Annotated in this window: 26 protein-coding genes; 8 read left to right on the top strand and 18 right to left on the bottom strand. The window is 65.5% G+C overall.

The features are described from left to right. Positions 1 to 123: 123 nt before the first annotated feature. The 16 genes from ACX3O0_RS12325 to ACX3O0_RS12400 all read right to left on the bottom strand — a co-directional run bounded on the left by ACX3O0_RS12325 (position 124) and on the right by ACX3O0_RS12400 (position 13,528). Positions 124 to 1,302, bottom strand: coding sequence for a flagellar hook protein FlgE (locus ACX3O0_RS12325; RefSeq protein ID WP_459107920.1), 1,179 nt, complete (start codon positions 1,300 to 1,302; stop codon positions 124 to 126). Between the two features lie 48 nt (positions 1,303 to 1,350). After that, the gene (locus ACX3O0_RS12330; protein ID WP_459107921.1) at positions 1,351 to 1,782 is read right to left on the bottom strand and encodes a flagellar hook assembly protein FlgD; all 432 of its coding nucleotides are present in this window, start codon (positions 1,780 to 1,782) and stop codon (positions 1,351 to 1,353) included. A gap of 37 nt (positions 1,783 to 1,819) precedes the next feature. Next, positions 1,820 to 3,307: a flagellar hook-length control protein FliK gene (locus ACX3O0_RS12335; protein WP_459107922.1), complete on the bottom strand. Its 1,488-nt coding sequence runs from the start codon at positions 3,305 to 3,307 to the stop codon at positions 1,820 to 1,822. Then, complete coding sequence (locus ACX3O0_RS12340; protein WP_459089274.1) at positions 3,304 to 3,738, bottom strand: flagellar export protein FliJ; 435 nt, start codon at positions 3,736 to 3,738, stop codon at positions 3,304 to 3,306. Before ACX3O0_RS12340 ends, ACX3O0_RS12335 begins: the two co-directional genes overlap by 4 nt. Beyond that, positions 3,738 to 5,063, bottom strand: a complete 1,326-nt coding sequence (locus ACX3O0_RS12345) for a FliI/YscN family ATPase (protein WP_459107923.1) — start codon at positions 5,061 to 5,063, stop codon at positions 3,738 to 3,740. The genes ACX3O0_RS12340 and ACX3O0_RS12345 overlap by 1 nt, the downstream gene beginning before the upstream one ends. Continuing rightward, positions 5,060 to 5,668, bottom strand: coding sequence for a FliH/SctL family protein (locus ACX3O0_RS12350; protein WP_459089278.1), 609 nt, complete (start codon positions 5,666 to 5,668; stop codon positions 5,060 to 5,062). The genes ACX3O0_RS12345 and ACX3O0_RS12350 overlap by 4 nt, the downstream gene beginning before the upstream one ends. Beyond that, positions 5,658 to 6,677 (bottom strand): flagellar motor switch protein FliG, encoded by a 1,020-nt coding sequence (gene fliG / locus ACX3O0_RS12355; RefSeq protein ID WP_459089280.1) that lies wholly within the window; start codon positions 6,675 to 6,677, stop codon positions 5,658 to 5,660. Before fliG ends, ACX3O0_RS12350 begins: the two co-directional genes overlap by 11 nt. Then, a complete protein-coding gene (fliF, locus tag ACX3O0_RS12360) occupies positions 6,674 to 8,257 on the bottom strand; it encodes a flagellar basal-body MS-ring/collar protein FliF (RefSeq protein ID WP_459089282.1) in 1,584 nt (527 codons plus the stop codon). The genes fliG and fliF overlap by 4 nt, the downstream gene beginning before the upstream one ends. Next, positions 8,257 to 8,562, bottom strand: a complete 306-nt coding sequence (gene fliE, locus ACX3O0_RS12365) for a flagellar hook-basal body complex protein FliE (protein WP_459089284.1) — start codon at positions 8,560 to 8,562, stop codon at positions 8,257 to 8,259. Before fliE ends, fliF begins: the two co-directional genes overlap by 1 nt. Continuing rightward, positions 8,562 to 8,954, bottom strand: coding sequence for a flagellar basal body rod protein FlgC (locus ACX3O0_RS12370; protein ID WP_459089286.1), 393 nt, complete (start codon positions 8,952 to 8,954; stop codon positions 8,562 to 8,564). The genes fliE and ACX3O0_RS12370 overlap by 1 nt, the downstream gene beginning before the upstream one ends. Beyond that, the gene (gene flgB, locus ACX3O0_RS12375) at positions 8,954 to 9,295 is read right to left on the bottom strand and encodes a flagellar basal body rod protein FlgB (protein WP_459089288.1); all 342 of its coding nucleotides are present in this window, start codon (positions 9,293 to 9,295) and stop codon (positions 8,954 to 8,956) included. The genes ACX3O0_RS12370 and flgB overlap by 1 nt, the downstream gene beginning before the upstream one ends. 237 nt (positions 9,296 to 9,532) lie before the next feature. Then, positions 9,533 to 9,850, bottom strand: a complete 318-nt coding sequence (locus tag ACX3O0_RS12380) for a hypothetical protein (RefSeq protein ID WP_459089290.1) — start codon at positions 9,848 to 9,850, stop codon at positions 9,533 to 9,535. Next, the gene (gene fliS / locus ACX3O0_RS12385; RefSeq protein ID WP_459089292.1) at positions 9,840 to 10,271 is read right to left on the bottom strand and encodes a flagellar export chaperone FliS; all 432 of its coding nucleotides are present in this window, start codon (positions 10,269 to 10,271) and stop codon (positions 9,840 to 9,842) included. Before fliS ends, ACX3O0_RS12380 begins: the two co-directional genes overlap by 11 nt. A 2-nt stretch (positions 10,272 to 10,273) precedes the next feature. Beyond that, the gene (gene fliD, locus ACX3O0_RS12390) at positions 10,274 to 11,605 is read right to left on the bottom strand and encodes a flagellar filament capping protein FliD (protein ID WP_459089294.1); all 1,332 of its coding nucleotides are present in this window, start codon (positions 11,603 to 11,605) and stop codon (positions 10,274 to 10,276) included. 142 nt (positions 11,606 to 11,747) lie between these two features. Next, positions 11,748 to 12,596: a flagellin N-terminal helical domain-containing protein gene (locus tag ACX3O0_RS12395; protein ID WP_459089296.1), complete on the bottom strand. Its 849-nt coding sequence runs from the start codon at positions 12,594 to 12,596 to the stop codon at positions 11,748 to 11,750. A gap of 110 nt (positions 12,597 to 12,706) precedes the next feature. Then, positions 12,707 to 13,528, bottom strand: a complete 822-nt coding sequence (locus ACX3O0_RS12400) for a sigma-70 family RNA polymerase sigma factor (protein WP_459089298.1) — start codon at positions 13,526 to 13,528, stop codon at positions 12,707 to 12,709. A gap of 306 nt (positions 13,529 to 13,834) precedes the next feature. Between ACX3O0_RS12400 and ACX3O0_RS12405 the strand changes: the two genes are divergently transcribed. The 6 genes from ACX3O0_RS12405 (at position 13,835) to ACX3O0_RS12430 (ending at position 19,324) form a co-directional block, all read left to right on the top strand. Further along, positions 13,835 to 14,398: a flagellar protein FlgN gene (locus ACX3O0_RS12405; RefSeq protein ID WP_459107924.1), complete on the top strand. Its 564-nt coding sequence runs from the start codon at positions 13,835 to 13,837 to the stop codon at positions 14,396 to 14,398. 9 nt (positions 14,399 to 14,407) lie between these two features. Beyond that, positions 14,408 to 15,838, top strand: a complete 1,431-nt coding sequence (gene flgK / locus ACX3O0_RS12410) for a flagellar hook-associated protein FlgK (RefSeq protein ID WP_459107925.1) — start codon at positions 14,408 to 14,410, stop codon at positions 15,836 to 15,838. A gap of 3 nt (positions 15,839 to 15,841) precedes the next feature. Next, positions 15,842 to 16,723, top strand: coding sequence for a flagellar hook-associated protein FlgL (flgL, locus tag ACX3O0_RS12415; protein ID WP_459107926.1), 882 nt, complete (start codon positions 15,842 to 15,844; stop codon positions 16,721 to 16,723). Then, positions 16,720 to 17,103 carry a flagellar assembly protein FliW gene (fliW, locus tag ACX3O0_RS12420; RefSeq protein WP_459089306.1) on the top strand — a complete coding sequence of 128 codons (384 nt, stop codon included), beginning with the start codon at positions 16,720 to 16,722 and terminating at the stop codon, positions 17,101 to 17,103. The genes flgL and fliW overlap by 4 nt, the downstream gene beginning before the upstream one ends. Positions 17,104 to 17,169: 66 nt before the next feature. Continuing rightward, positions 17,170 to 17,814 (top strand): dienelactone hydrolase family protein, encoded by a 645-nt coding sequence (locus tag ACX3O0_RS12425; protein WP_459107927.1) that lies wholly within the window; start codon positions 17,170 to 17,172, stop codon positions 17,812 to 17,814. Positions 17,815 to 17,908: 94 nt separating this feature from the next. Next, positions 17,909 to 19,324: a serine hydrolase domain-containing protein gene (locus tag ACX3O0_RS12430; protein ID WP_459107928.1), complete on the top strand. Its 1,416-nt coding sequence runs from the start codon at positions 17,909 to 17,911 to the stop codon at positions 19,322 to 19,324. Positions 19,325 to 19,396: 72 nt separating this feature from the next. On the opposite strand, the gene ACX3O0_RS12435 is transcribed toward ACX3O0_RS12430, so the two are convergent. Then, positions 19,397 to 19,921 (bottom strand): DinB family protein, encoded by a 525-nt coding sequence (locus ACX3O0_RS12435; protein WP_459107929.1) that lies wholly within the window; start codon positions 19,919 to 19,921, stop codon positions 19,397 to 19,399. 42 nt (positions 19,922 to 19,963) lie between these two features. On the opposite strand from ACX3O0_RS12435, the gene ACX3O0_RS12440 reads away from it, so the two are divergent. Further along, complete coding sequence (locus tag ACX3O0_RS12440; RefSeq protein ID WP_459089314.1) at positions 19,964 to 20,260, top strand: DUF2470 domain-containing protein; 297 nt, start codon at positions 19,964 to 19,966, stop codon at positions 20,258 to 20,260. 113 nt (positions 20,261 to 20,373) lie between these two features. Further along, entirely contained in the window at positions 20,374 to 21,018 is a 645-nt protein-coding gene (locus ACX3O0_RS12445; RefSeq protein ID WP_459089316.1) for a biliverdin-producing heme oxygenase, read from the top strand. A 6-nt stretch (positions 21,019 to 21,024) separates the two neighbouring features. Here ACX3O0_RS12445 and ACX3O0_RS12450 read toward each other — a convergent pair whose 3' ends face one another. Then, on the bottom strand, positions 21,025 to 22,314 hold the full coding sequence (locus ACX3O0_RS12450) for an ATP-dependent DNA helicase (RefSeq protein WP_459107930.1): 1,290 nt from the start codon (positions 22,312 to 22,314) through the stop codon (positions 21,025 to 21,027). Between the last annotated feature and the right edge of the window lies 1 nt (position 22,315).

The raw sequence follows: 22,315 nt of genomic DNA on the forward strand, positions 1-22,315 counted from the left end.
AGCTTGTCGAAGCGGCGGAACCTCTCCGTCAACAGGACGGATGCGCCGACACGCGATGGGCGGCAGCGTACCGCGCGGCGTGTGACGAAAGCATCCTGTTGACGGAGTAGAGCGCAGAGGCTATTAGCGCTTCAGGTTGGTGAGCTCCTGCAGCACCTCGTCGGAGGTGGTGATGATGCGGGCGTTCGCCTGGAAGCCGCGCTGGGCGACGATCAGGTTGGTGAACTCCTGGGAGAGGTCGACGTTGGACATCTCCAGGGCTCCGCTGGTGAGCGAGCCGAGGCCGTCCGATCCCGGGGCACCGATCGCTGCGTTGCCCGAGTTGAATGTGGCACGGTACGACGACGAACCGGCCTTCTCCAGTCCGCCCGGGTTGACGAAGCTGGCCAGGACGACGCGGCCGATCGCCTCCGAGGTTCCGTTGGAGAACGAACCGACCAGGGTGCCGTCCTTCGCCAGGGTGAACGAGTCGAGCGTTCCGGCGTCACGGCCGTTCTGGCTGGTAACGGATACCGTGGTGAGGTCGGCGAAGCCAGTGATGTTGGTGAGGTCAACCGCGATGCCGCCGATGCTGAAGCCGGCCGGGTCCGGAGTCAGTCCTCCAGCGCCGTCGGAGACCAGCGTGGTGCTCGCAGTCGGGCCGTTCTCGTCAGAGCCAGCCACATCCCATCCGGTCGCGGTCTTGGTGAACTCCAAAGTCAGGGTGCGGGCAGCACCGGACGCGTCATAGACCTCGACATCGCGCACCAGCGTCGTTCCATCGGCGGCATCAGATGGCAGGTTGCCGCCCAGGGTCGCGGTGGTGGTAACGGATGCCGGTGCAACAGCATCCAAGGGAAGCGTGATGTTGCCGATGGCGCCACCCTCGGTGACGACACCGTTGACGGCGCCCCAGCCCTGCACGATCGAGCCGTCCGGAGCGACGAGCCGCCCGTCGGCGTCGAAGTCGAACGAGCCGGCCCGGGTGTAGAGGGTCTCGCCACCGAGCTGGGTGACGAAGAAGCCGTCACCGGAGATCATGATGTCGGTCGCGCGGCCAGTAGCCTGGGCGGAGCCCTGCGCGAAGTTGGTGGAGATGCCGGCAACCTGCACGCCGAGACCGATCTGCGACGGGTTGGTGCCACCGACCTGGGCCTGCGGTCCGCCGGCCCCCTGGGTCAGCTGCGACAGGGTGTCGCGAAACTGAGTGGCGGACGACTTGAACGCGGTCGTGTTGACGTTGGCAATGTTGTTGCCGGTGACGTCGAGCATGGTTTGGTGCGAGCGAAGACCGGAGATTCCGGAGTAGAGCGAGCGAAGCATTGTTCTGCCTTCCGTTTGATTAGAGCTGGTGAACGCGAATTGGGGTGATCAGGGTGCCGAGGTGGCGGTGATTCCGGAGATGAGGTCGAGCGGGATCTCCATCCCGTCGATGGTGACCATGGGAACCGGTCCGGCGAACGAGACGGAACTGGCGACGCCCGTAATGGTGGCGCCGGTGGCATCCGTGTAGCTGACGTCCTTGCCGACGAAGGCAGCGGCGGCGATGCGCATCTGCAGGGAGAAGTCCTCCTGGCCGGTGACGGCCAGCTCGTTCATCTTCTCCATCATCGCCAGCTGCGTGGTCTGGGAGATCATCTGGTTGGTGTCCATCGGAGAGCTGGGGTCCTGGTTGCGCAACTGTGCGACCAGCAACGACATGAACACCTCGGAGTCCATGGTCTGTTTCGGCGCCCGGGTGGGCGTCGAACCGGCGACGTAGGTCCCCTGTGATGCTCCGACTACGGAGTCGACTGTGGTCATCGCGACTTCCTTTCCCTGTGGTCTTTCATGGTCCGGTTCACGCCAGCACGTCGATCGTCGACGTGGTGCCGAACAGTCCGGTTCGGTCTACTGCCTGTTCGCGAGTCGTTTCGGTGTTTTCATCAGCCCCGGACGGGTCGCGCAGCGAATTGCCGCGCTCGGCACCCCGCTCCCCCGGTTGCCCGGCGTTGGAACCGTGAGCCGATCCATCCGCCGCCGGCTGGTTCTGAGACGACAGCATGAGGTTGCCGCCCAGTCCGGCACCGGCGAGGTCCCTGCGGAGGTCAGGGATGATGGCCCGGATGGCGTCGCGGCCCAGGTCGTTGGGCGCGAACAGTTCGACGCGAACCCCTTCTGCTCCGACGTGGGCACGAACGGTGACGGGCCCGAGGCTGTCGGGGGTGACGCTCACCGTCATCACGTGCTCACCGGCTCCGGCGGCGGCAAGGCTGAAGATCGGTCGCGCCAACTGGGTGGCGAACGGCACCGTGGGTGCTGGGGCGGGAGCAGCGACGGATGCCACGGGGGCGGAGGCCTGGACCGGCGCGCTGACGGGAGCGGCCACCGGAGAGGTGTTGACGGTCGCTGCAGCATTCACGCTTGCGGACGCATTCCCGTTCGCTGAGCTCGTCGAAGCGGGGAGCGAGTTACCGGCCGGGGTTTCGACAAGCGGGGCCAGCGGAATTGTCGAAACGGGAGTCGCAATTCCGCTCGGAGCGCTTGAACCGCTCATTGAGCTCGTTCCACTCGCTGAGCTTGCGGCCACCCCGCCGGTCCCGGACGATGGGCCAGCATCGGTCGGCCGCACCGCGGGAAGCGAAGTGGGCACCGAGTTACTGGTGGGCGTTTCGGCAGGCAGGGCTAGCTGGGTTGGCGTCGTCGCAATTGCGGTACCGGTCGCTGAGCCGATGCCGCTCGCTGAGCCCGTCGAAGCGGGCAACGGGCTACTCGTGGGGGTTTCGACGGGCGGGGCCAGCGGGTTTGGAGTCGTCGCAGTTGCGGTACCGGTCGCTGAGCCCATTCCGCCCGCAGAGCCCGTCGAAGCGGGCAACGGGTTACTCGCGGCAGTTTCGACGAGCGGGGCCAGCGGGACTGGTGCGGACGAGGGTGACGCGTTGCTTGTGGGGATTTCGGCAAGCGGGGCCAGCGGGGATGGAGTCGCCGCAGGCAACGCGTTACCCGCGGAGGTTTCGACAAGCGGAGCCAGCGGAATCGTCGAAGCTGGAGCCGAGTTAGCCGTGGGGGTCTCGCTCTCCACCGAACGGCCGACCGATGCTGGCGCATCGTTCGGAACCGGCGGCGTGGGCCCAGGCTCACCCAGCGGGGTCGGCGTCGAGGCGGGCAACGGGTTGCCAGCGGGGAACGCGCTACCTGCGAGGGTTTCGATGAGCTCCGCCTGCGGGGTAGCGAGCGCATTCAGTTCGTCCTGGAGGGCGCTGCCGAAGCCGGACGCCGCGGCGTCATCCGCTTTCGCCTTGTTGCCGGCGGCCTGGGGCGCACCGGTCAATAGCCCGATCATGCTCATGGGGTCTTCCCGTCCTTGTTGCGGTGCCAGCCGGTGGAGGCCATCTCGTCGATGGCCGCCTGTTCGGCGTGCAGTTCTTCTTCCGTCTGCTTGACCTGGTGACGACCGGCCAGCTTCTCCAGCCCGATGGAGCGTGCCCGCGCCTCCGCGAACGCTTCGTTCGCCTGGTCGAGCACTGGCTGGTGCTCACCGTCGAGGGCGTCCAGTTCGGCGAGCATGCTCCGCGATGACGCCCGGGCCGCGGCAACCGCGTACAGGACGGTGCTGCTGGCAGCTTCGGCACCGGATGCACCGAGCAGGTCCCTGGCCCGCGACTGGCGGGAACGGATCTCTCGTGCGCGGGCATTGGCCACAGCCAGGTCGCTGGCGGCCTGCTCTTCCTGGACCTGCCGCAGGCGCAGCAGCCCGGCGAGCGGGAACATCCTGGCCATCAGGCACCTCCCCATTTGCGGACGAGTCGGGCGAGCTGGTCCCAGGCACCGGCGGATGTCGACTGGTCGTCCATTCGCTGCTGGAGGAAGGAGTTGATGGCGTCTTCGTTGTCGACCGCAGCATCCACCAGCGGGTTGGCGCCCGGCTGGTAGGCGCCGACGTCAAGGAGGTCCTGCGCGGCTTTCCGCGCGGCGAGGGTCTTGCGCAGCAGGGTCGCGGTGGCACCCTGCTCGGTGGAGATCACCTTGCTGGCCACCCTCGAGATGGAGGCGAGCGGGTCAACTGACGGGAAGTGCCCTGCGACGGCGAGCTTGCGGTCGAGCACAACGTGTCCGTCGAGAATCGACCGTGCCGAATCCGCGATCGGCTCGTTGTGGTCGTCGCCGTCGACCAGCACCGTGTAGATGCCGGTGACCGATCCGCGCTGCGCTGTTCCGGCGCGCTCCAGCAATTGGGCGAGAAGTGAGAAGGTCGACGGCGGGTAACCCCTGGTCGCCGGCGGCTCGCCGACCGAGAGTCCGATCTCGCGCTGGGCCATGGCGACCCGCGTGAGCGAGTCCATCATCAGCACGACGTCAGACCCGCGGTCACGGAACGACTCGGCGATGCGCGTCGCAAGGAATGCGGCACGCAACCGCATCATGGCTGGTTCGTCCGATGTGGAGACGACGACGATCGACCGTGCGAGACCCTCCGGCCCGAGGTCGTCTTCGAGAAACTCCCGCACTTCGCGTCCACGCTCGCCGATGAGGGCGATCACGGAGACCTCCGCCTCGGTGCCGCGCGCGATCATCGACAACAGAGACGACTTTCCGACGCCCGACCCCGCGAAGAGTCCGATGCGCTGGCCCTTCCCGAGTGTGGTCAACGTGTCGAGCACGCGCACTCCGGTTTGCAGTGGTGCGGTGATGCGGGCGCGGTGCATCGCCGACGGCGCGTCGTTGTCGAGCGGCACCATTTCTTCGGGGTGCAACGGGCCCTTGCCATCGATGGGCCTGCCGACGCCGTCGATGACCCGGCCGAAGAGGTTGCTTCCGGTCGGTACGAGCAGCGGGATGCCCCGTGCCCTGGCCGGTGCGCCTGCGTTGATTCCGGTCAGCCGGCTGAGCGGCATGCAGCGGATGCCGGCCTTGGTCGTTGCGATCACCTCGGCATCCACCCCGCGGTCATCGCCGATGCTCACGAATTCGCCGATGGCGCAGTCGAGCCCGCTGACCTCGACGCCCAGCCCGACGATCGACGAGACCACGCCGACCCGCTGCGGCTTGGCGGCCTTCAGCGCGACGTTGAGTTTCTCGGGATGCGGGCGCCAGGTGGTGGTCATGGTCCCTCCTCGAAGATGGCGTCCCTGGCGCGCTCCAGCGCTGCCGAAACGCGGGCGTCAAGGTAGCCGTCGGCGAACTCGGTGACGGCGTCGCCCCGCTCGAGTGCGGCATCCGCTACAAACGTGACACCGGCGGCGAGGATGGTCTGCTGGTCGAGAGCTGCCAGGTCACCTGGATTCAGCCGAACGACGTTCACGAGGGCCGGGTCGACGTCGCTCAGCGCGCGCTGGAGTGCAGACCTGGCCGAAGTGTCACTGCCCTGCAGTTCACGCCCGATGATGGCTTCGGCGAGTTCGATGGCGGTGGCGGCAATCGCATCCTGTGCCTCCTGAAGACGCGGAACGGTGCGACGCTCCAGTGCCACGGTGGCCGCGTTGAGCACGGCAACGGCCTCATCCATTCGCGCTTGCCCGGCAGCGATGGCATCGGCGAGCGCCGCCTCCTGCTCGGCCTTCTGGGCGGCGAGGTCGTCTGCGGCGGCGTTCAGGCCCGCCGCATAGCCGGCAGCGTGCCCTGACACACGGGACCTGAGATCGCCGGCGTCCTGGGCGCTGTTCCGCAGCGCGGGGAAGCTGACCGGGAGGAAGGATGCGTCAATTGACATATTCGTCCTCGTCGCCGCGCTGCACCGTGATAATGCCCTCTGCCTCGAGCGCACGAATCGCCCGCACGATCTCGGCGCGTGCCTCCTCCACCTGGGAGACCCGCACCGGGCCGAGTGCCTCGTACTCTTCGTCGAGGATCTCGCGGTTGCGTTCTGACAGGTTGGTGCGGATGACCTCGGTCACCGCCTCCGTCGAGCCCTTCATGGCCACAGCCAGAATGCCCACGTCGATTCCGCGCAGCACCTGCTGCACGTCCTTACGCTCGAGCTTGACCACGTCGGCGAAGGTCAGCATGCGCGAGCGCACCTCCTCGGCGAGCTCCGGATCACGCTCGTCGAGGGCTTCCAACAGCGCGCGCTCGGTCGAAATGTCGGCCCGGTTGATGATCTCCACCAACGGTTGGACCCCACCGACAACTTCGGTCTGCTCGCGATTTCCCACCACAGCGCCGGCGCGCACCCGCAGGGTGTCAGCCACGACGCGCACGGCCTCCGGTGCTGCGGTGCCCATGGTCGCGATGGCCTGGGCGACATCGGTGCGCATGCTGCCTTCCAGGCCGGCGATCACCGGAGAGGCCTGCTCAGGGCGCATGTGCGCCAACACCAGCGCGATGGTCTGCGGAAGTTCGCCATCGAGCAGGGTGAGGATCTGGGACGGCTCAGCCGTGTCGAGGAACTCGAACGACTTGCCGGCCATCGAGGAATTGACTCTGGTCATGACTCCGGCAGCACGCTCTGAGCCGAAGGACGCCTCCAGCAACCCGGCCGCGAAGTCCTTGCCCCCACGGGAGTTCCAGCCGCTTCGGATGGTCATGTCGTGGAATTCGATGATGGTGCGTTCCGCGATGGACGAGTCGACGCGACGCAGGCGCACGATCTCGGCTGCGATCTCTTCCGCCTCGCCGTCGGTGAACTGCTTCATCACCTGGGCGGCACGAAGCTGGTCCATGTTCATGAGGACGATCGCGGCCTTCTGCGTGCCGGTCAGCGTGGTGGTGGCGTCACTCATGCGGGTTGCTTCTCATCCATCAGGCCGCGCAGATACTCCGCGGTACGGCTTGGGTCCTTCTCGGCGAGCGCGTCGATGTCCGCCCGGCGCTGGGCGTTATCGAGCGGTTCCTGCGGCAGGTGCGCTGTGCCGATCGGCTTCGGCGGACCGACCAGCGAGACCGGGACTGTTGCCGCGTTCATGATGGCGCGCTGCTCTTCGAGCTCGCCGAGCTCGATGCCGTCGCGCCTCTGGCGGCGGGAACGGCGGGCGAGCAGGATGAGCATGATCGCGAGCGGCAGTGCAATGGCGAGGGCGATGATCGCGGTGCGGACGATCTCCGCGAACCGGTCGGCTGCGGCGGCTTCTTCCGCTGCGGCGAGCGCTGCAACGGCCTCCTCTGAGCCGACCTGGTTGAACTGGACGACCTCGACGGTGACCTCGTCGCCACGGGTGGCGTTGATGCCTGCCGCCGCCGTGACCAGTGCGGTGATGTTGTCGACGTCGATGTTGTCGGATGCCGCCGCGTTCAGTGCGACGGAGACCGACTGGCGATTGATCGAGCCGGAGGGGATGATCCGCGACTCCGTGACCTTGTTCACCGCGTTGTTACGCACCGTGGACTCGGCAACATAGCCGGTGGCATCCGGATCTGTCGGCGTCCCGATGTTGTCCGGTCCGAGCACGCCGGCGGCGCGATCAGTGGTGGCCGAGGTGCTTTCCTTGTCGATGGACTCGCTCAGCGCTGGTGCGTCTTCCGGTGTCGTGAACGTCTCTTCGAGGCGCTCAGCCGACTCGTAGTTCATGTCGGCTGCGACGACGACGGTCGCGTTGCCCGGGCCGACCACCTGGTCGAGCATGGTCTGAACGGCCAGTTGCACCCGGTCCTCGTACTTGCCGCCATTCTTGTCGTCGGTACCAGTCGCCCCGACGCCGACCGCGGACAGGACTGTTCCACGCGAGTCGATCACTGCGACGTTCGACGCCTTCATGCCGTCGATGGACGCCGAGGTGAGGTGAACGATGGCCTGCACCTGTTCGGCCGTGAGGTTGACGCCGTGGTCGGTCTGGACGAACACAGATGCTGTCGGGTCGACCTTGGTGGACGCGAAGACGGTCTCCTCCGGGATGGCCAGTCGAACGGATGCCATCTTCACGCCGGTGACCGCGCTGACGGTCGCCGCGAGCTCGCCTTCCAGCGCGCGCTTGTAGGTCACCGACTGCTGGAACTCGGATGAGGTGACACCCATGTCGTCAAGCAGGGAGTACCCGCCGTTGGCGGAGGTGGGCAGGCCGGCCGCGGCCGACTTCAGCCGCTGATCGTAGACGAATTCCTCAGGCACGAGGATGGTGGCACCGCCGTCGGTGAGCTGGTACGGCACGCTGTCGGTGCGCAGCTGCTCAACGATGGCGTTGGCATCTTCGCCCTGCAGGCCGGAGAACAACGGCGTGTAGGACGGCTGGGAGATCCAGGCGAACAGCCCGGCCGCCCCGAGCACCAGCACGGCGGCTCCGATGAGCGCGATGGTGCGCTGGGCGATGGTGAATTCGCGAATGGCGGCGGTGAACCGGCGCATCGCCGATGTGACTTGAGCGGGCATCAGGCCTGCATCCTCATGATCTCGTTGAATGCGTCAACGCCCTTGTTCCGGACCGCTGCGACAAGCTCGAGGGTGACTGACGCCCTGGTGGAGGCGATCATCGCGGTGTGGATGTCCTGCAGGTCCCCGGTGACCGCCTTGATGGCGAGGTCTTTCGAGGCGGACTGCAGCCCCTGCAGGTTGTCGACAGCACTGCCCAGCGCGACGCCGAAGCCCGCGCCATCCGTCTGCTGCGTCTTGGTTCCCGGTGTGACGTACCCGGTGCCGGTCACGCCCTGCACCGAGCTCATGGCGCTGATGTCCATCAGTTGCGTCCGATCTGCAGGGCTGCCTGGTAGCTCTCCTTGGCACGGTCCACCACGGCGGCGTTCGCCTGGTAGCCGCGCTGGGCCATGATCAGGTTGCTCATCTGCTCAGCGAGGTCGATGTCGGGGAACTTCACGTAGCCATCCGCATCGGCCAGCGGATGCTCCGGCGAGTAGACGAGGCGACCCTCGCCGCTACCGACGGCCGTGCCGGAGACGAAGACCCCACCGTTGCCTTTACCCTCCTGGGCGATGACGAACCGTTCCTGGAAGGCGTCGCCATCCGTTCCCTTGACCGTGTTGATGTTGGCCATGTTGTCGCTGATGGCGTCCAGCCACTTGCGGTGGACGGTGAGTGCTGAGCCGGCAATGCCGATGGCGTCGAATGTCATCAGTTGGTCCTCATCGCTGTGCGGATGCTGCTGAACTGTCCGTTGATCGCCTGCGTGGCGAAGGTGTAGCGCAGCACGGTGTCGATGTTGGAGAGCGTCTCGGTGTCGAGGTTGACGTTGTTGCCGTTGAGGCGCGTCGGCTCGAGGGAGCGCTGCGTGGTGGCCTGAACGTTGCCGTCACCCTCGCTGACCGACTTGGCCAGTGCGGCCTCGAAGGAGACCCGCTTGGCGTGGTAGCCGGGGGTGTTCACGTTCGCGATGTTGTTGGCGATGGTGCGCTGGCGCAGCGCGAGACCATCGAGCGCACTGCTCAGGGCAGCGGAGCTGACCGATTCAAGCACGATTACCTGTTTCGTCGTCAAAGAATCTTGACGGCCGATCCGTGGCCTGTCGGTGAGCTATCCATGCTCGTCATTCACAGCTATCGGCCAGCTATCAGGCAGTGTTAGCCGCATTCCGCCACTCTCACCCCTTCGGGGGGTGCCGTAGTCTGCGGGTTGAGTAGGCGCACACAAGCTGCAAGTCTGCGGGTTGAGTAGGCGCACAGCGCCGTATCGAAACTTCGGGAGAAGGGTGCGTCAGCCGGTGATGTCGAGGTAGACGGACCTGTCGCCGCGCACCGGCGGGATGGAGCGCACCGCGGTCAGCTGCTGGCCGGTCGCCAGTTTCAGTTCGTTCAGGCGCCTGGCCGACTCGCCGAGCTCCGCCAGGATGCCGGTCGCGCGGTCACGCAGGTCGATGGGTATCGGCCCCAGGTGCTGCGGGGGTTGCCAGGCCGACGGCTGGGTCGGAACGACACCGTGGTCGAGCAGGTGGCGGTCGTTCGCCAGGTCGGATTCGAGGCCTTCAAGCGCCTCGACCCAACCCTGGCGTATCGCGTGTGCTTCAGGCGACACCGAGAATCCGCCCACTTGGTTCGGTGGGCGCCGGCTGCGCCGACAATTGCCCGGCGGCCTCGTGCCAGCCCTGCCTCAGCGGTTCGAGCAGGGAGATGGCCTCGCGCACGCGTGAGACATCGCGCTGCACGTTGGCCGCGATGAGGGCGTTGGAGACGTAGGTGTAGAGCGCGAGGAGTGTTTCGCCACCGTCCCAGACATCCGTCTTGAGCGACGACCCGAGCTCGGCGAGGATCGCCTGGGCGTGCAGCAGGTTTTCGGATGCCACTTCCCAGTCCTGTTTGCCGTGAGCGGCTTCGGCGCGCTCCAGGTCAAGCAGCAGTCGGTCGTAGAGCATGGTCAGCAGGCGAATCGGCGAAGCGGAAAGAATGGCATCGCGGTTGTACTGCGAGCGCTGCACTTCAATGTTGGTCATCGTCATGACTAGTCCTTCCGTGGTGTTAGCGACGATAGTTGCGACGTCAGCCAGGCTGACTGGGAGTTGAGCGAGCTGAGCCGCACTTCCATGGCGACAAAGGTTCGCCTCAGGGTGGCTTCGCGCGCCGTGAGGCGGTCGTCCCACTCGGAGATCTGGGTGCTCATGTTCTTGACGAGCGATTCCTGGCCGGTGATTTTCGAAGTGAGCAGGCCGTCGTACTTGTCCGAGGCTTCGGTTGCGGATGCCTCCACCCGCGTGGACAGCTCCTTCATGACGGATGCGACCTTCGCCGGGTCTTCTTTCATGGCGGCTTCGAATTTTTCGGCGTCGAACTCGAGCGCCCCTGCTTTGGTGATCGAGATCCCTATTTCGGAAGGTGATTTGCCGTCAACCGGCAGAGACGCAGCCGACAGGAGTGACTGCTTGACGCTCCGTACCGTGCTGTCGCTGGTGAAGAGACCCGCGGTGACGGTCGGTTTTCCGTCGGCACCGGTGGTCGTTGTCACCGACGATCGGGCTGCGATGAGGGCGAAGATGTCATTGAGCGAGGCGACGAAGTCTGCGGCGACCTTGGTGGTCGCTTCCTGATCCCGTTCCACCGTGAGCTCGACCGGGTCGGTCGATGCCTTGGAGACGGTCACATTCACCCCGGGAAGCAAGTTCTCGAAGGAGTTCGTGGACGAGGTGATGGTCTGCTGAGCGGCCGTGCCAGCCCAGAGTCGGATTTCGGCATCCTGGGCCACTGTGACAGCGGTGGTTCCCACTGCCGTCCCCGAGACGGTGAATTTGCCGGCGATCCCGCTCGTCTCCGAGGTCAGTTGCAGACGGAACTGGGGATCGCCCGTGACCCCGTCGACTCCGGATGCCACTTTGACGGCTTTCACACCGGCAGCCGAGGAGTTGATCGCGGCAACCATGTCGTCGAGCGAGGTGGATGCCGCGGTGATCTCGATGGGGCCATTCGCCCCGTCGATCGTGATCGCGGTGTCTGGCCAGGCGGTCACCGCGTCGGTGACCGTGACCTGGGTCTGGGCGACTTTGTCGACCACGAAGCTAAGCGAGCCGACGCCGGCCCCGGACCCCGCGGTGGCTGTGGCATTCGTCGAGTTCGTCTTCGCGGTGAAGAGGTCGAGTGCTTCGGGCTTCGCGGTGCCCTTCGCCAGAGTGGCAAGCGACGCGATCCTGGCATTCAGCTGCTGCAGCGCGGCGATGACGTTCTGGGAGCCGGAGACCTTCCTCTTGAGCAAGGTTTGCGGGATGGCCTCTACCTGCATGAGGCCGTTGATCAGTGCAGTGGTGTCCAGGGAGCTGGAGAGGCCATCGAGCGCGAATCCCATTGTCCTGTCCCCTTCTGCGCGACGTTTCTAGTGGTTTCTTCCGTGTGGTTCGTGAGTTCTACTTGGGAACGCGCGGTGGCGACCGAGGTAAGAGGTCCAGTTCCTCCTCGGCCGCCACCGGGCGTTGATCTAGCGCCCTGTGCTAGCCGAGCAGCTGGAGAACTCCACTGTTCGACTGGTTCGCCTGGGCGAGCATCGCCGTGCCGGCCTGCGACAGCAGGTTGGCGCGGGTGAAGTTGACCATTTCCGAAGCCATGTCGGTGTCGCGGATGCGAGACTCGGCAGCGGTGATGTTCTCCCTCGACACGTTGAGGCTGTTGATGGCCGACTCGAACCGGTTCTGCACAGCACCCATCGCAGCGCGCGAGGTGGACACCTCGGTGATGGCCGTGTCGACCGCTCCAATTGTGGTCAGCGCGTTTGCAGCGGTGTCGTACGTCAACGCCTTGATGTCGGCGCCGAGTGTGGCGATGTCAGCCGCGCTCAGGTCGATCGCGATCTGGTCGTTGCCGGCCGTGCTACCAGCTCCAACCTGGAACGTGAGCTTGCCAGTTCCGTCACCGGAGGTTGCACCGTTGAGTAGGGTGATGCCGTTGAAGTTCGTCGAGTTGCCGATCCGGGTGAGCTCGTCGGCGAGTGCGTCCGATTCTGCCTTGATCGCCAAGCGCGAGTCTGCGTTGTTCGAGTCGTTACCGGCTTGAACAGCGAGGTCGCGGACGCGCTGCAGGATCGAGTGAACCTCGGTCAGGGCGCCTTCTGCGGTCTGGATGACCGAGATGCCGTCCTGGGCGTTGCGGGCTGCAACAGTGAGGCCGCCGATCTGCGAACGCAGACCCTCGGAGATCGCCAGGCCGGCCGCGTCATCCGCAGCGCGGTTGATGCGGAGACCACTGGACAGCTTCTCCAGGGACTTCGAGAGATCGTTCTGCGTGTTGGACAGGTTGCGGTAGGCGTTCAGCGCCGCAACGTTGGTGTTGATCTGCATACCCATGATGTTTTCCTCCGTGATTGGGTTATTGATCGCCGGCCCATCCATGGGCTGACATTCATAGCTATCGGCGGCCTAACGACATCCGTTAGATGAACCGCAGACAGGTCTGGTTACGACGCAACCTCGAGCGCGCGGCGCGGCTTGTCGTTCGCCATGCGGGCCATGCCAATCAGCGCCTGCTCGGCAACACGCGCCAAGTAGGCGTTGCGGTTGGCCGGCGCGATCCGCGACTCCGGAACGTAACTTTCGGTGTTCGAGTCCGAGTAGTGGATTTCGAGCCCGTCCTTCAGCAACCGCACGGCCTCCGCGCGCTGCTGCGAGACGGCCGAGTGGGTGGTGCCCAGCTCTTCGGCGATCTCCTTGACCGTGCGGTCCTCGAAGTAGATCTGGGTGACGATGTTCCGCATCTTCTCTGGCAGGGCCGCAACAGCCGCCCGAAGATAGGTGAGCCGCTCGGCGGACAACAGTGTTTCCTCTGGCAGTGCGGTGTCGGCAACCAGGATTTCTGCGGTCGCCTCGTCAAGTGTCGATACGACCCTGGCGGCGTCGGCGAGACCTGCGGCGGCCGCCTCGCGGTCAACTCCGAGGGCGGATGCGATCTCATCAACACCCGGGGTGCGACCGAGTGCCGCAGTCAAAGTCTCCTTGACGGCGAGAGTCTCCTTGATCCTGCGCCGCGCTCCCCTGGTCGCCCAGTCGCTCGCACGCATCTCATCGGCGAAGGCGCCCATGATGCGGCGTCGGGCGAAAGCTCCGAACGGAATCCCCAGGTCGGGGTTGTAAGAATCAGCCGACGTGATGAGTGCGACAGCCCCCGCTGAGGCCAGGTCATCACGTGACAGGTGACTCGCCTTGGCACACAGATCTGACACCAGGTAACCGACAAGTGGGAGATTCTCGACCACCAGCCTGTTGCGTTCTGTTCTGTTCATTCCTGGACCCCCATTAACGAGTACTGCTCTATTGGTGCTGTCGTGCATTTGGGTAAGCATGCATTCGAATTGATTCGGGTCGGGTGTTGTCACTGTATCGACGCTGTACCCCGCAATACGACCCCAATTCCCTTTTGTTTGCTTGGTTGTTGCCCCCAGTGCGGGGGCGCCTGTACCCCGAAAGTCGACAAGCTGTCCTCACTTCGGTGGACTGTCTACCCCTGTCCGGGGGGACCGACGAGTCGCCGGGTTATCGCTAACGCCGGTAGTACCCTTGCCGATAGTTCATACGACGGAAGTGGTGACATGAAGCGCATGAACAGCCTGCTGGAGAAGCCATTCTCGGCGTCAGAATTCGGATCAACGGAGAGGGTTAGTGCAGACATGGGTGCCAACGAACTCTCCGCCGCCCTCTGGCGTGAACGCGAACTTCTCGACCTCCTGGTCTTCAAGCTGGAGGAGGAGCAGCTGCTGCTCGCCGCGGGCAAGGCCCGGTGGCTGCAATTCGCGACGCGTGAAGTAGAGCAGGTCATGGAGAGGCTCCGCACCGCAAGCCTCGCCCGCACCGTCGAGGTCAGCAGTCTCGCCAGCGAGTGGGGAACGGACGAGAACGCCACGCTTCGCGAACTCGTCGAGCATGCGCCTGAGGGTGCCTGGGCAGAACTGTTCACCGCCCACCTGACCGCGATGTCCGAACTCACCGCGCAGATCGCGGAGCTGCGCGACCTCAACGAGAAGTACCTGCGCAGCGCCATCCGTTCCAGCCAGGAAACGCTGGCCGGGCCCCGCGACGACACCGGCCTGTACAACGCCAGCGGAACCTCCGGCGGCACCGCGACAGGCGCCCGACTCTTCGACCAGAGCGTTTAGGGAAGTCCGATGAGCACCTTCAGCGGGCTGAACACCGCCTACACAGCCCTCACCGCGGCGCGCCGGGGTCTCGATGTCGTCGGGCAGAACATCGCGAACGCGACGACTCAGGGCTACACGCGGCAGCGCGTGACCACCTCTTCCATTGGTTCAGTCGCCCAGGTTGGACCGCTGTCCGCCCCGCTGCAAGTCGGCCAGGGCGTAAGCGTTGACGGCATCGCCCGGCTCGGCAACGTCTACCTCGACGCCCGCGTTCGGGACTCGGCAGCCTCATCCGGCTATTGGGCGGTACGTGCCAACACCATGAGCTCGCTCGAGGTCAGCCTGCAGGAACCCGGCGAGAACGGCCTATCCACCCGGCTTCAGGAGTTCTGGGCCGGCTGGCAGGATCTTGCCAACCGTCCAGGAGAGCCCGCACCGGCAGGCATCATCCTCGAGAAGGCCGGCGTGCTCACCTCGCAAATCGCCAGCGGATACAAGGCCGTCGACAACCAGTGGACCCAGCTACGAAGCGAACTCGCTGGCATGGCCAGCGAACTCAACGACGCTGCAGCCCAGGTCGCCGACCTCAACGGGCGCATCCGTGCCGCGAAGGCCAGCGGAAGCTCGGTCAACGAGCTGCTCGATCACCGCAACCTGCTCACCACCACCATTGCGGCCCTCAGCGGCGGAACCGTGCGCAACCTGCCTGACGGGACAGCGGAAGTACTTATCGGCGGCAACGCGATCGTTTCGGGCGACACGTTCCGACCGGTCACCGTGGTAGGCAGCGCCCACCTTGACGGAGCAGCGAACCCTCCCGTTCACCTGGAGTGGGTGCACCGACCGGGAGCGTCCGTCTCCCTCGACGCAGGTGAGATGGCTGGGGCCATTTCCATGCTTGCGCCAACCACGCCCGCCGGAACCGGCGGAGCCCTGGCGGAAGCAGCCAAGCAGTACAACGAGTTCGCCACTTACCTGGCCGAAACCGTGAACGCAGCGCATTCGGCCGGATATACCAATAGCGGAGTGCAGGCCGGAGCATTCTTTGAGATGGACACCACGGCTGGGGTTCCAGCAGCGTTGGGCCTGAGTGTCCTTCCCACCAGCGTTGCTGACCTCGCCACTGCGTCGCCGACCGGTGGCAACCTTGACGGATCCAACGCAGCCGCGATTTCGGCTCTCGGGACCGGAAACGGCTCACCGGACAAAGTATGGTCAACGTTCGTGACCCGCACTGGCGTTGCCAGCCGCTCTGAGATGCAGCAGGCGGTTCTGGGCGAGCTGGCAGCATCCGCCGCCGTCGGCAACCAGCTGTCCAACGCATCCGTCGACCTCGACGAGGAGAACATCAACATGCTCACCCACCAGGTCGCATACCAGGGCGCCGCCCGGGTGATGACCGCCATTGACGAGATGCTCGACACCTTGATCAACCGCACCGGAGTGGTAGGGAGGTAGGCCATGATCTCGCGAGTGACCAACCAGACGGTGATGCGCGCCGCCCAGCAGAACCTGCAGCACAGCATGAGCGAACTGGCCAGGCTGCAGGACCGCGCTACCAGCCTCCAGAAGATCAGCAAGCCATCGGATGATCCGATCGGCACCGCAGACTCCATGCGAGTGCGGGCTGAACAGAAGCAGAACGACCAGCACTCCCGCAACATCAACGACGGAAAGGGCTGGCTCTCCACAGTCGACTCTGCGCTGACCAAATCCACCGCTCTCATTCACAAGATTCGAGACCTCACCGTGCGAGGCGCCAACGACGGCTCAATGTCACCGGAAGCGAAAGAGGCCATTGCGATCGAGCTCGAGGGGCTCAGGGACGAGTTACTGAGCACCGCCAACACCCAGTACCTGGGCCGCACAATCTTCGCCGGCACCTCCGATGCTGGTGCCGCCTTCGGAGCCGGCTACACGCATAACTCCACAGGTGGCACAGTCCAGCGACCGATCGACGCGAACACCACGGTGCGTGTCGACGTGGACGGCAGTGAGGTGTTCGGGAACGGCCCGAACTCGGTATTTGCCCTCGTCGACACGATCGTCGCCAACCTGCGCGATGGCACCAATGTCGGCCCACGCCTCGGCGACATTGACACCCGATTGAACGCCATCCTCGGCCAGCACGGCGCCGTGGGTGCCAGGCACGCGCAGATCCTGAGAGCCGAGGAGACGAATATGGAACGATCCGGATCACTGGAGGCCCAGCGATCGGGGATCGAAGACGTCGACCTGGGTGAGGTGGTGCTCGAGCTGAAGCTGCAGGAGGTCACCTACCAGTCCGCCCTCGCCGTCACCGCGCGAGTGCTGCAGCCGACGCTGATGGACTTCCTGCGATGACCGCCGTCCTGACCTTCACCGGTCCCCCGCCGGGGCTCGCGCCCCTCACCGACTTCATCCTCGACGACGTCAACGGTGCGGCCGGCCTCTACGCACTCCACGCCGCCAGCGACCCGGGTATCCGCCTCTACGTGCTCGACGCGGCCGTCTACCTGCCGTGGTACACGCCGGAGATCACTGATGAGCAGGCGCTCACCCTCGGCATTGGCGCGCCGGAGGACGCCATGGTGCTGGTGGTCGCGAACGCGTCGGAATCCGGGACGACCACCAACCTGATGGCACCCATCGTGGTCAACTCGAAGACCGGTCGATGCGCACAGGTGATCCTCGAAGACCAGGACTGGCCGATCCGCGCAGAATTGACAGCGCGCTCCGCCTGAACAGCGGCGGTCCACGGCTAGAGTGGCGAATGTTTGTACCACCATTCACCATCTGAGGGAGCCAGGATGGCCGAACTGATCCCGATCGATTCGCCCGGCTGGTCGCTGGAATACGGCGAGCCGGGGCATCCGCTCGCCGTCGTCGTTCACGACTGGTACGGCCGGCTGCCATGGGTGACGGAGTACGCCGAGGCGCTGTCGACCTTCGGTTTCCGGGTCGTCGTGCCCGACCTGTACAACGGGGTGGCGACGAAGGATGCCCGCACAGCCAGGCAACTGCGGGACGAACTCGATGTCGCCCTGTGCCTGGCCATCATCGACGATGCCATCCTCGAAGCCCGCACCCAGGGCACCGAACGCATCGGCGTGATCGGGTTCTCCGTCGGCGCCTGGCTGGCACTGCTCCACGCCCAGGGCGGGGCAGCGGATGCCGTCGTCGGCTACTACGGGAGCCTCGCCTCCTCCGAGTACGGCGTCACCCCGTGCCCGGTGTTGCTGCACCTCGCCGAGGTCGACGACTGGCCGAAACGCGGCGACCCGGAGAGCATGGTCGTGCATCTGAAGGACCATGGAACGCCGGTCACCGAGTACACCTACGGCGGCACTCGGCACTCGTTCGCGAACGAGTCGATCGAGAAGGCCTGGGACCCGGCCGTCGCCGCCCTCTCCTTCGAGCGCACGGTCGCCTTCCTCGACGAGCACCTGCGATAGCTAAGCGGGTCGAGCTTGTCGAGACCAGGTCAGTGGTGCCTCGGCAAGCTCGGCTGGTTTCGACAAGCTCAACCAGCGAGTGGATGATGGAACCGTGACCCACGCCATCCAGCAACCAGACCTCGACTACATCACCGACTACTTCGCGAAGCGGCACAGCCGCGGGCACGCGCCCAGCGCCGTGTGGGGTGTCTTCGATCGCGGCGGGCTGGTCGCCACCGGAACCACGGGGACCCTGCCCGACGGAACCACCCCGACCGAGCACACCGCCTACCGCGTCGCATCCTGCACCAAGAGTTTCGTCGCAGCCGGCGTCCTCGCCCTGCGCGACGCCGGAGAGTTGGACCTTGACGACCCGATCACCCGCTACGTCCCGGCGTTCACCGAGGTCGTGCTGCCCACCGCCGACTCCCCCGTGCCGACACTCCGGATACTGTTGACCATGTCGGCAGGCTTCCCCACCGACAACCCGTGGGGCGACCGCCAGGAGTCGATGACCAACGACGAACTCGACGCCTTCCTCCGCCGCGGCCTCACCTTTGATACCGTCCCCGGAACGACCTTCGCGTACTCGAACCTGGGCTTCGCCCTGGTCGGTCGAGCGATCGAAGCGGTGACCGGCACGACCTTCATCGACTTCGTCACCGAGCGCTTCATCCGCCCGCTCGGGCTGACCGGCACCGGCTTCGACACCTCCGTCCCGGCCGCCGGCGGAGTTGCCGTGGGCACGCGCTGGCTCGATGACCATTGGGAGCCGCTGCCATTCTCGGGCCCCGGGGCGTTCTCGCCGATCGGTGGCATGTTCAGCACCGTGACCGACCTGTCGCGCTGGGCGCACTGGATGTCTGAGGCGTTCGACGACGAAGGGGCGGATGCGCCCGGCTCGCCATTGTCTCGCGCCTCCCGCCGCGAGCTGCAGCAGGTGCAGCGGTTCGTGGCGGAGCCCGGTCGTCCGGGTGGGTACGGGTTCGGGCTGCACACGAACCACTACCCCGGGGGCGATGTGATCACCTGCCACTCGGGCGGGTACCCGGGTTTCTCCGCGCACATGCGCTGGTCCCAGACCAGCGGCGTGGGCATGGTCGCCTTCGAGAACGCCACAGGCTCGCGTGTTCCGGTCGCCGTGATCGAAGTGCTCGACCACCTGGTCTCGACGCGCAAACCGAAGCCGATCGACCGGCTGCTCCCTGCGGTTCGTGTTGCCCAGCAAGCCGCCACTGGGCTGATCCGGGAGTGGAGCGATGAGGCTGCCGACCGCCTCTTTTCCGAGAATGTCGCCCTGGACGACCCCTACGACCGGCGGCGGAAGTCCATCGCCAAGGCTGTTGAACGCATCGGCGGGCTCGACGCATCCGCTGCCCCTCGCCCTCAGGATGAAGAGTCGAACTCCCCATCACACCTGGTCTGGTTCATCCCGGGCCATGCGGGCCGGTTGCGCGCCGAACTTCAGCTGACGCCGGAGAATCCGCCGCGCGTGCAGTTCCTGCAGGTCACCGTCGACAAGGGTTAGTCGCCCACCCGTCAGCTGCGGACACGCACGTATCCGCCCCGCGGGCGTGTCCGCAGGTGACGGATGAACGCGTTAGCGCTGGTGCTCGACGTCCCACAGGTGGTGCACGACGTCGTGCAGGTAGTAACGGGCGAATGAGTCGAGGGTGAACGTTGCCCCGTCGGAACGCTCGGCGGTGCGGTTCCAGGCATCCGCCGGCACCGCGTCGAAAGCGGATGCCACAGCCTCCGCCGCCTCGAACAGCTCGGCCAGCACCTGCTCGGGGTCCTGCTCGTTGTAGCGTTCTGCGATGGCCGCCTCATCCTGGTCCCAGTTGATGAAGGTGGGGTTGTACTCCACCAGGAACCGTTCGAGCCGCTGCAGGTAGACCTGGTGAACGTCGCGCACGTGCGCCGCATACTCCAGCGGCGACCAGGTGTGGTCATCCGGGCGCTGACGCACGTCATCGCGCGACAGCACCGGCTTCCACGCCGCCGCATTGTCACGAACCAGTCCGCCCACGGCCGTCACATCGATCGCGGAGGCATCGAATCCGCACTCAGGGCACTGCCGTTCGGCAGTCCAGGTCCAATTCTTGCTGTCAGGGGTTATCGCCATACCCCATCGTTACGCATCGCCGAACCGGGTACCGTAGATTTCGTGCCAACATTCTCCCCCGACGTCGTTGCCGCGGTGCTCTCCCACATGAACGGCGACCACCCAGAAGACAACCTGCTCATTGCACGCGCCTTCGGCGATCCGGATGCCAGCTCCGCCACCATGATCGACCTCGACGAGGCAGGCGGTCAGTGGACCTACACCGTGGGCGGCACCAGCGCCGCACTGACGGTTCCGTGGTCGACCACCATCTCGGAACGACCAGAGATCCGGCGTGAGATCGTCGTGCTCTATGACCGGGCCTGCGAGAAGCTGGGAATCACCCCGCGCCCTCATTGAGTGGATGCCTGCACCAACCTGAATCGCACCAAACCGTTCACACCGGGCACTGACGGCGCGAAGCCCCGCTGCTAAGCTAAGGCTCACCTAACTTCGACCATGAGGCGAGCACCGTGACAACCATTTCCTTCTCCACCGCTCTGCGAGAGCGCACCTGGACCAGCCACGGAGCCAGTGAAGGCGCAGGCTTCATGACCGACCTCATGCAGGGCAAGGGCAGCAGGAACGACTACATCGCCCTGGTCGCGCAGCACTACTTCATCTACGAGGCGCTGGAGGCTGCGGAGGCCGGTTTTTCCGGCGACCCCGTGGCATCCGCTTTCATCACACCGCGCCTGACCCGCCTGCCCGCCATCGAGGCAGACCTGTCCTTCCTGATCGGCCCGGACTGGCGTGAGCAGATCGCACCGCTGCCGACGACACAGCGCTACGTCGACCGGATCAACACGGTTGCCGCGACCTGGAGCGGCGGATTCATCGCGCACCACTACACGCGCTACCTCGGCGACCTGTCCGGCGGGCAGCACATCCGCCGCCTGATGCAACGCCACTTCGGCTTCGACACGAACGGGGTCGGCTTCTACTTCTTCGATGAGATCGCCAGCCCGAAAGACTTCAAAGACACGTATCGCGAACAGTTGGATTCCGTTGACTGGTCGGCGGAGGAGCGCGAGCGGGTCATCGACGAGGTACTGATCGCCTACCGGTTCAATACCGAGCTGTTCGAAGACCTGTCAGCCGCGAAGGCTGCCGCGTAGGCGCAACTACGAAGCGGCAATGCCCGGGATCGTCGACGCCTGCGACATGAAGCGCTGGACGTTCTCGTCGACGATGATGTCGGACGGCCGCAACGGCCTGGTGAGGTAGAGCCCGTCCAGCTCGGTGATTCGGCTGAGCGCCACGTAGGTCTGTCCGGGGGCGAATGAGCGCTGGCCGAGGTCGACGATCGCCCGGTCATAGGTCTTGCCCTGCGACTTGTGGATGGTGACCGCCCAGGCGAGCCTCAGCGGGAACTGCGTGAACTCGGCGACGATATCGCGGCGCAGCTGCTTGGTCGCAGGCGAGTACGTGTACTTGAACTTCTCCCACACCGCCGGCTGAACCTCGTGCTCCTCGCCGTCGACGTCGACCCATACGGTGGTGGCAATCTTGGTGACAGTGCCGACGGTGCCGTTCACCCAGCGCTGGTCAACATCGTTGCGGAGGAACATGACTCGAGCGCCGACCTTCAGTTCGAGTTTCTCGTCGGCAGGATAGGCGCGCCCGCCGAACTCGCCGGAGATTTCCGCCTTTGCTGTGAGCACCCGCCCAGGGAGTCTGGCCAATTCGCTCGCGTTGATGCGGTTCACGGTGTCATTGCGCGTTGCCAGGGTGATGGCGCCAGCCGTCGGTGCCGACCGGGCACCGGTCTCGTTGAGGCGACCGGCGATCTCGGCGGTGACCTGCCCATGGCGAACTGCATTCAGCATCGCCTTGAACTCTTCCTCGTGCTGCCGGTGGATGGTGTTCAGCTCGAAGATCCGCAACTCCGTGTCATTCCACACCTTCGCGTCGAAGAACCACATCGAGCGGTACTGGTCGCTGAAGTAGGCGCGCTCATCGGCATCGCCCGGCACCGGCGCAAGCTGGTACGGGTCACCGAACAGCACCAGCTGCACGCCACCGAATGCCTCATGCGGGCGCTGCCTGGCCTGGCGCAGGCTGCGGTCCATCGCATCCAGCAGGTCGGCGTTGACCATGGACACCTCGTCGACGACCAGGGTGTCGACGGTGTTCAGCAGCTTGCGCACGTCGCCGTTCTGCTCGATGTCGTGATCGGCGATGACACCGATCGGCAGCCGGAACAGGGAGTGGATGGTCTGGCCGCCCACGTTGAGCGCCGCCACCCCGGTCGGCGCACAGATGACCACCTGCTTGGAGGTGTTCCACGACAGGTGGTTCAGCAGGGTGGACTTGCCGGTGCCGGCCCGCCCGGTGACGAAGATGTTCTCGCGGGTGTTCTCGATCGTCTCGTAGACGGCGTCCTGCTCGGCCGATAGCTCGAGTTCGCGCATC

The sequence above is a fragment of the Homoserinimonas sp. A447 genome (assembly GCF_054489325.1).

What these genes read in the sequence shown, in the direction of transcription:
- ACX3O0_RS12325 (WP_459107920.1), bottom strand. Translation starts at nt 1,302, where the DNA reads ATGCTTCGCTCGCTCTACTCCGGAATCTCCGGTCTTCGCTCGCACCAA.
- ACX3O0_RS12330 (WP_459107921.1), bottom strand. Translation starts at nt 1,782, where the DNA reads ATGACCACAGTCGACTCCGTAGTCGGAGCATCACAGGGGACCTACGTC.
- ACX3O0_RS12335 (WP_459107922.1), bottom strand. Translation starts at nt 3,307, where the DNA reads ATGAGCATGATCGGGCTATTGACCGGTGCGCCCCAGGCCGCCGGCAAC.
- ACX3O0_RS12340 (WP_459089274.1), bottom strand. Translation starts at nt 3,738, where the DNA reads ATGGCCAGGATGTTCCCGCTCGCCGGGCTGCTGCGCCTGCGGCAGGTC.
- ACX3O0_RS12345 (WP_459107923.1), bottom strand. Translation starts at nt 5,063, where the DNA reads ATGACCACCACCTGGCGCCCGCATCCCGAGAAACTCAACGTCGCGCTG.
- ACX3O0_RS12350 (WP_459089278.1), bottom strand. Translation starts at nt 5,668, where the DNA reads ATGTCAATTGACGCATCCTTCCTCCCGGTCAGCTTCCCCGCGCTGCGG.
- fliG (WP_459089280.1), bottom strand. Translation starts at nt 6,677, where the DNA reads ATGAGTGACGCCACCACCACGCTGACCGGCACGCAGAAGGCCGCGATC.
- fliF (WP_459089282.1), bottom strand. Translation starts at nt 8,257, where the DNA reads ATGCCCGCTCAAGTCACATCGGCGATGCGCCGGTTCACCGCCGCCATT.
- fliE (WP_459089284.1), bottom strand. Translation starts at nt 8,562, where the DNA reads ATGGACATCAGCGCCATGAGCTCGGTGCAGGGCGTGACCGGCACCGGG.
- ACX3O0_RS12370 (WP_459089286.1), bottom strand. Translation starts at nt 8,954, where the DNA reads ATGACATTCGACGCCATCGGCATTGCCGGCTCAGCACTCACCGTCCAC.
- fliS (WP_459089292.1), bottom strand. Translation starts at nt 10,271, where the DNA reads ATGACGATGACCAACATTGAAGTGCAGCGCTCGCAGTACAACCGCGAT.
- fliD (WP_459089294.1), bottom strand. Translation starts at nt 11,605, where the DNA reads ATGGGATTCGCGCTCGATGGCCTCTCCAGCTCCCTGGACACCACTGCA.
- ACX3O0_RS12395 (WP_459089296.1), bottom strand. Translation starts at nt 12,596, where the DNA reads ATGGGTATGCAGATCAACACCAACGTTGCGGCGCTGAACGCCTACCGC.
- ACX3O0_RS12400 (WP_459089298.1), bottom strand. Translation starts at nt 13,528, where the DNA reads ATGAACAGAACAGAACGCAACAGGCTGGTGGTCGAGAATCTCCCACTT.
- ACX3O0_RS12405 (WP_459107924.1), top strand. Translation starts at nt 13,835, where the DNA reads ATGAAGCGCATGAACAGCCTGCTGGAGAAGCCATTCTCGGCGTCAGAA.
- flgK (WP_459107925.1), top strand. Translation starts at nt 14,408, where the DNA reads ATGAGCACCTTCAGCGGGCTGAACACCGCCTACACAGCCCTCACCGCG.
- flgL (WP_459107926.1), top strand. Translation starts at nt 15,842, where the DNA reads ATGATCTCGCGAGTGACCAACCAGACGGTGATGCGCGCCGCCCAGCAG.
- fliW (WP_459089306.1), top strand. Translation starts at nt 16,720, where the DNA reads ATGACCGCCGTCCTGACCTTCACCGGTCCCCCGCCGGGGCTCGCGCCC.
- ACX3O0_RS12425 (WP_459107927.1), top strand. Translation starts at nt 17,170, where the DNA reads ATGGCCGAACTGATCCCGATCGATTCGCCCGGCTGGTCGCTGGAATAC.
- ACX3O0_RS12435 (WP_459107929.1), bottom strand. Translation starts at nt 19,921, where the DNA reads ATGGCGATAACCCCTGACAGCAAGAATTGGACCTGGACTGCCGAACGG.
- ACX3O0_RS12450 (WP_459107930.1), bottom strand. Translation starts at nt 22,314, where the DNA reads ATGCGCGAACTCGAGCTATCGGCCGAGCAGGACGCCGTCTACGAGACG.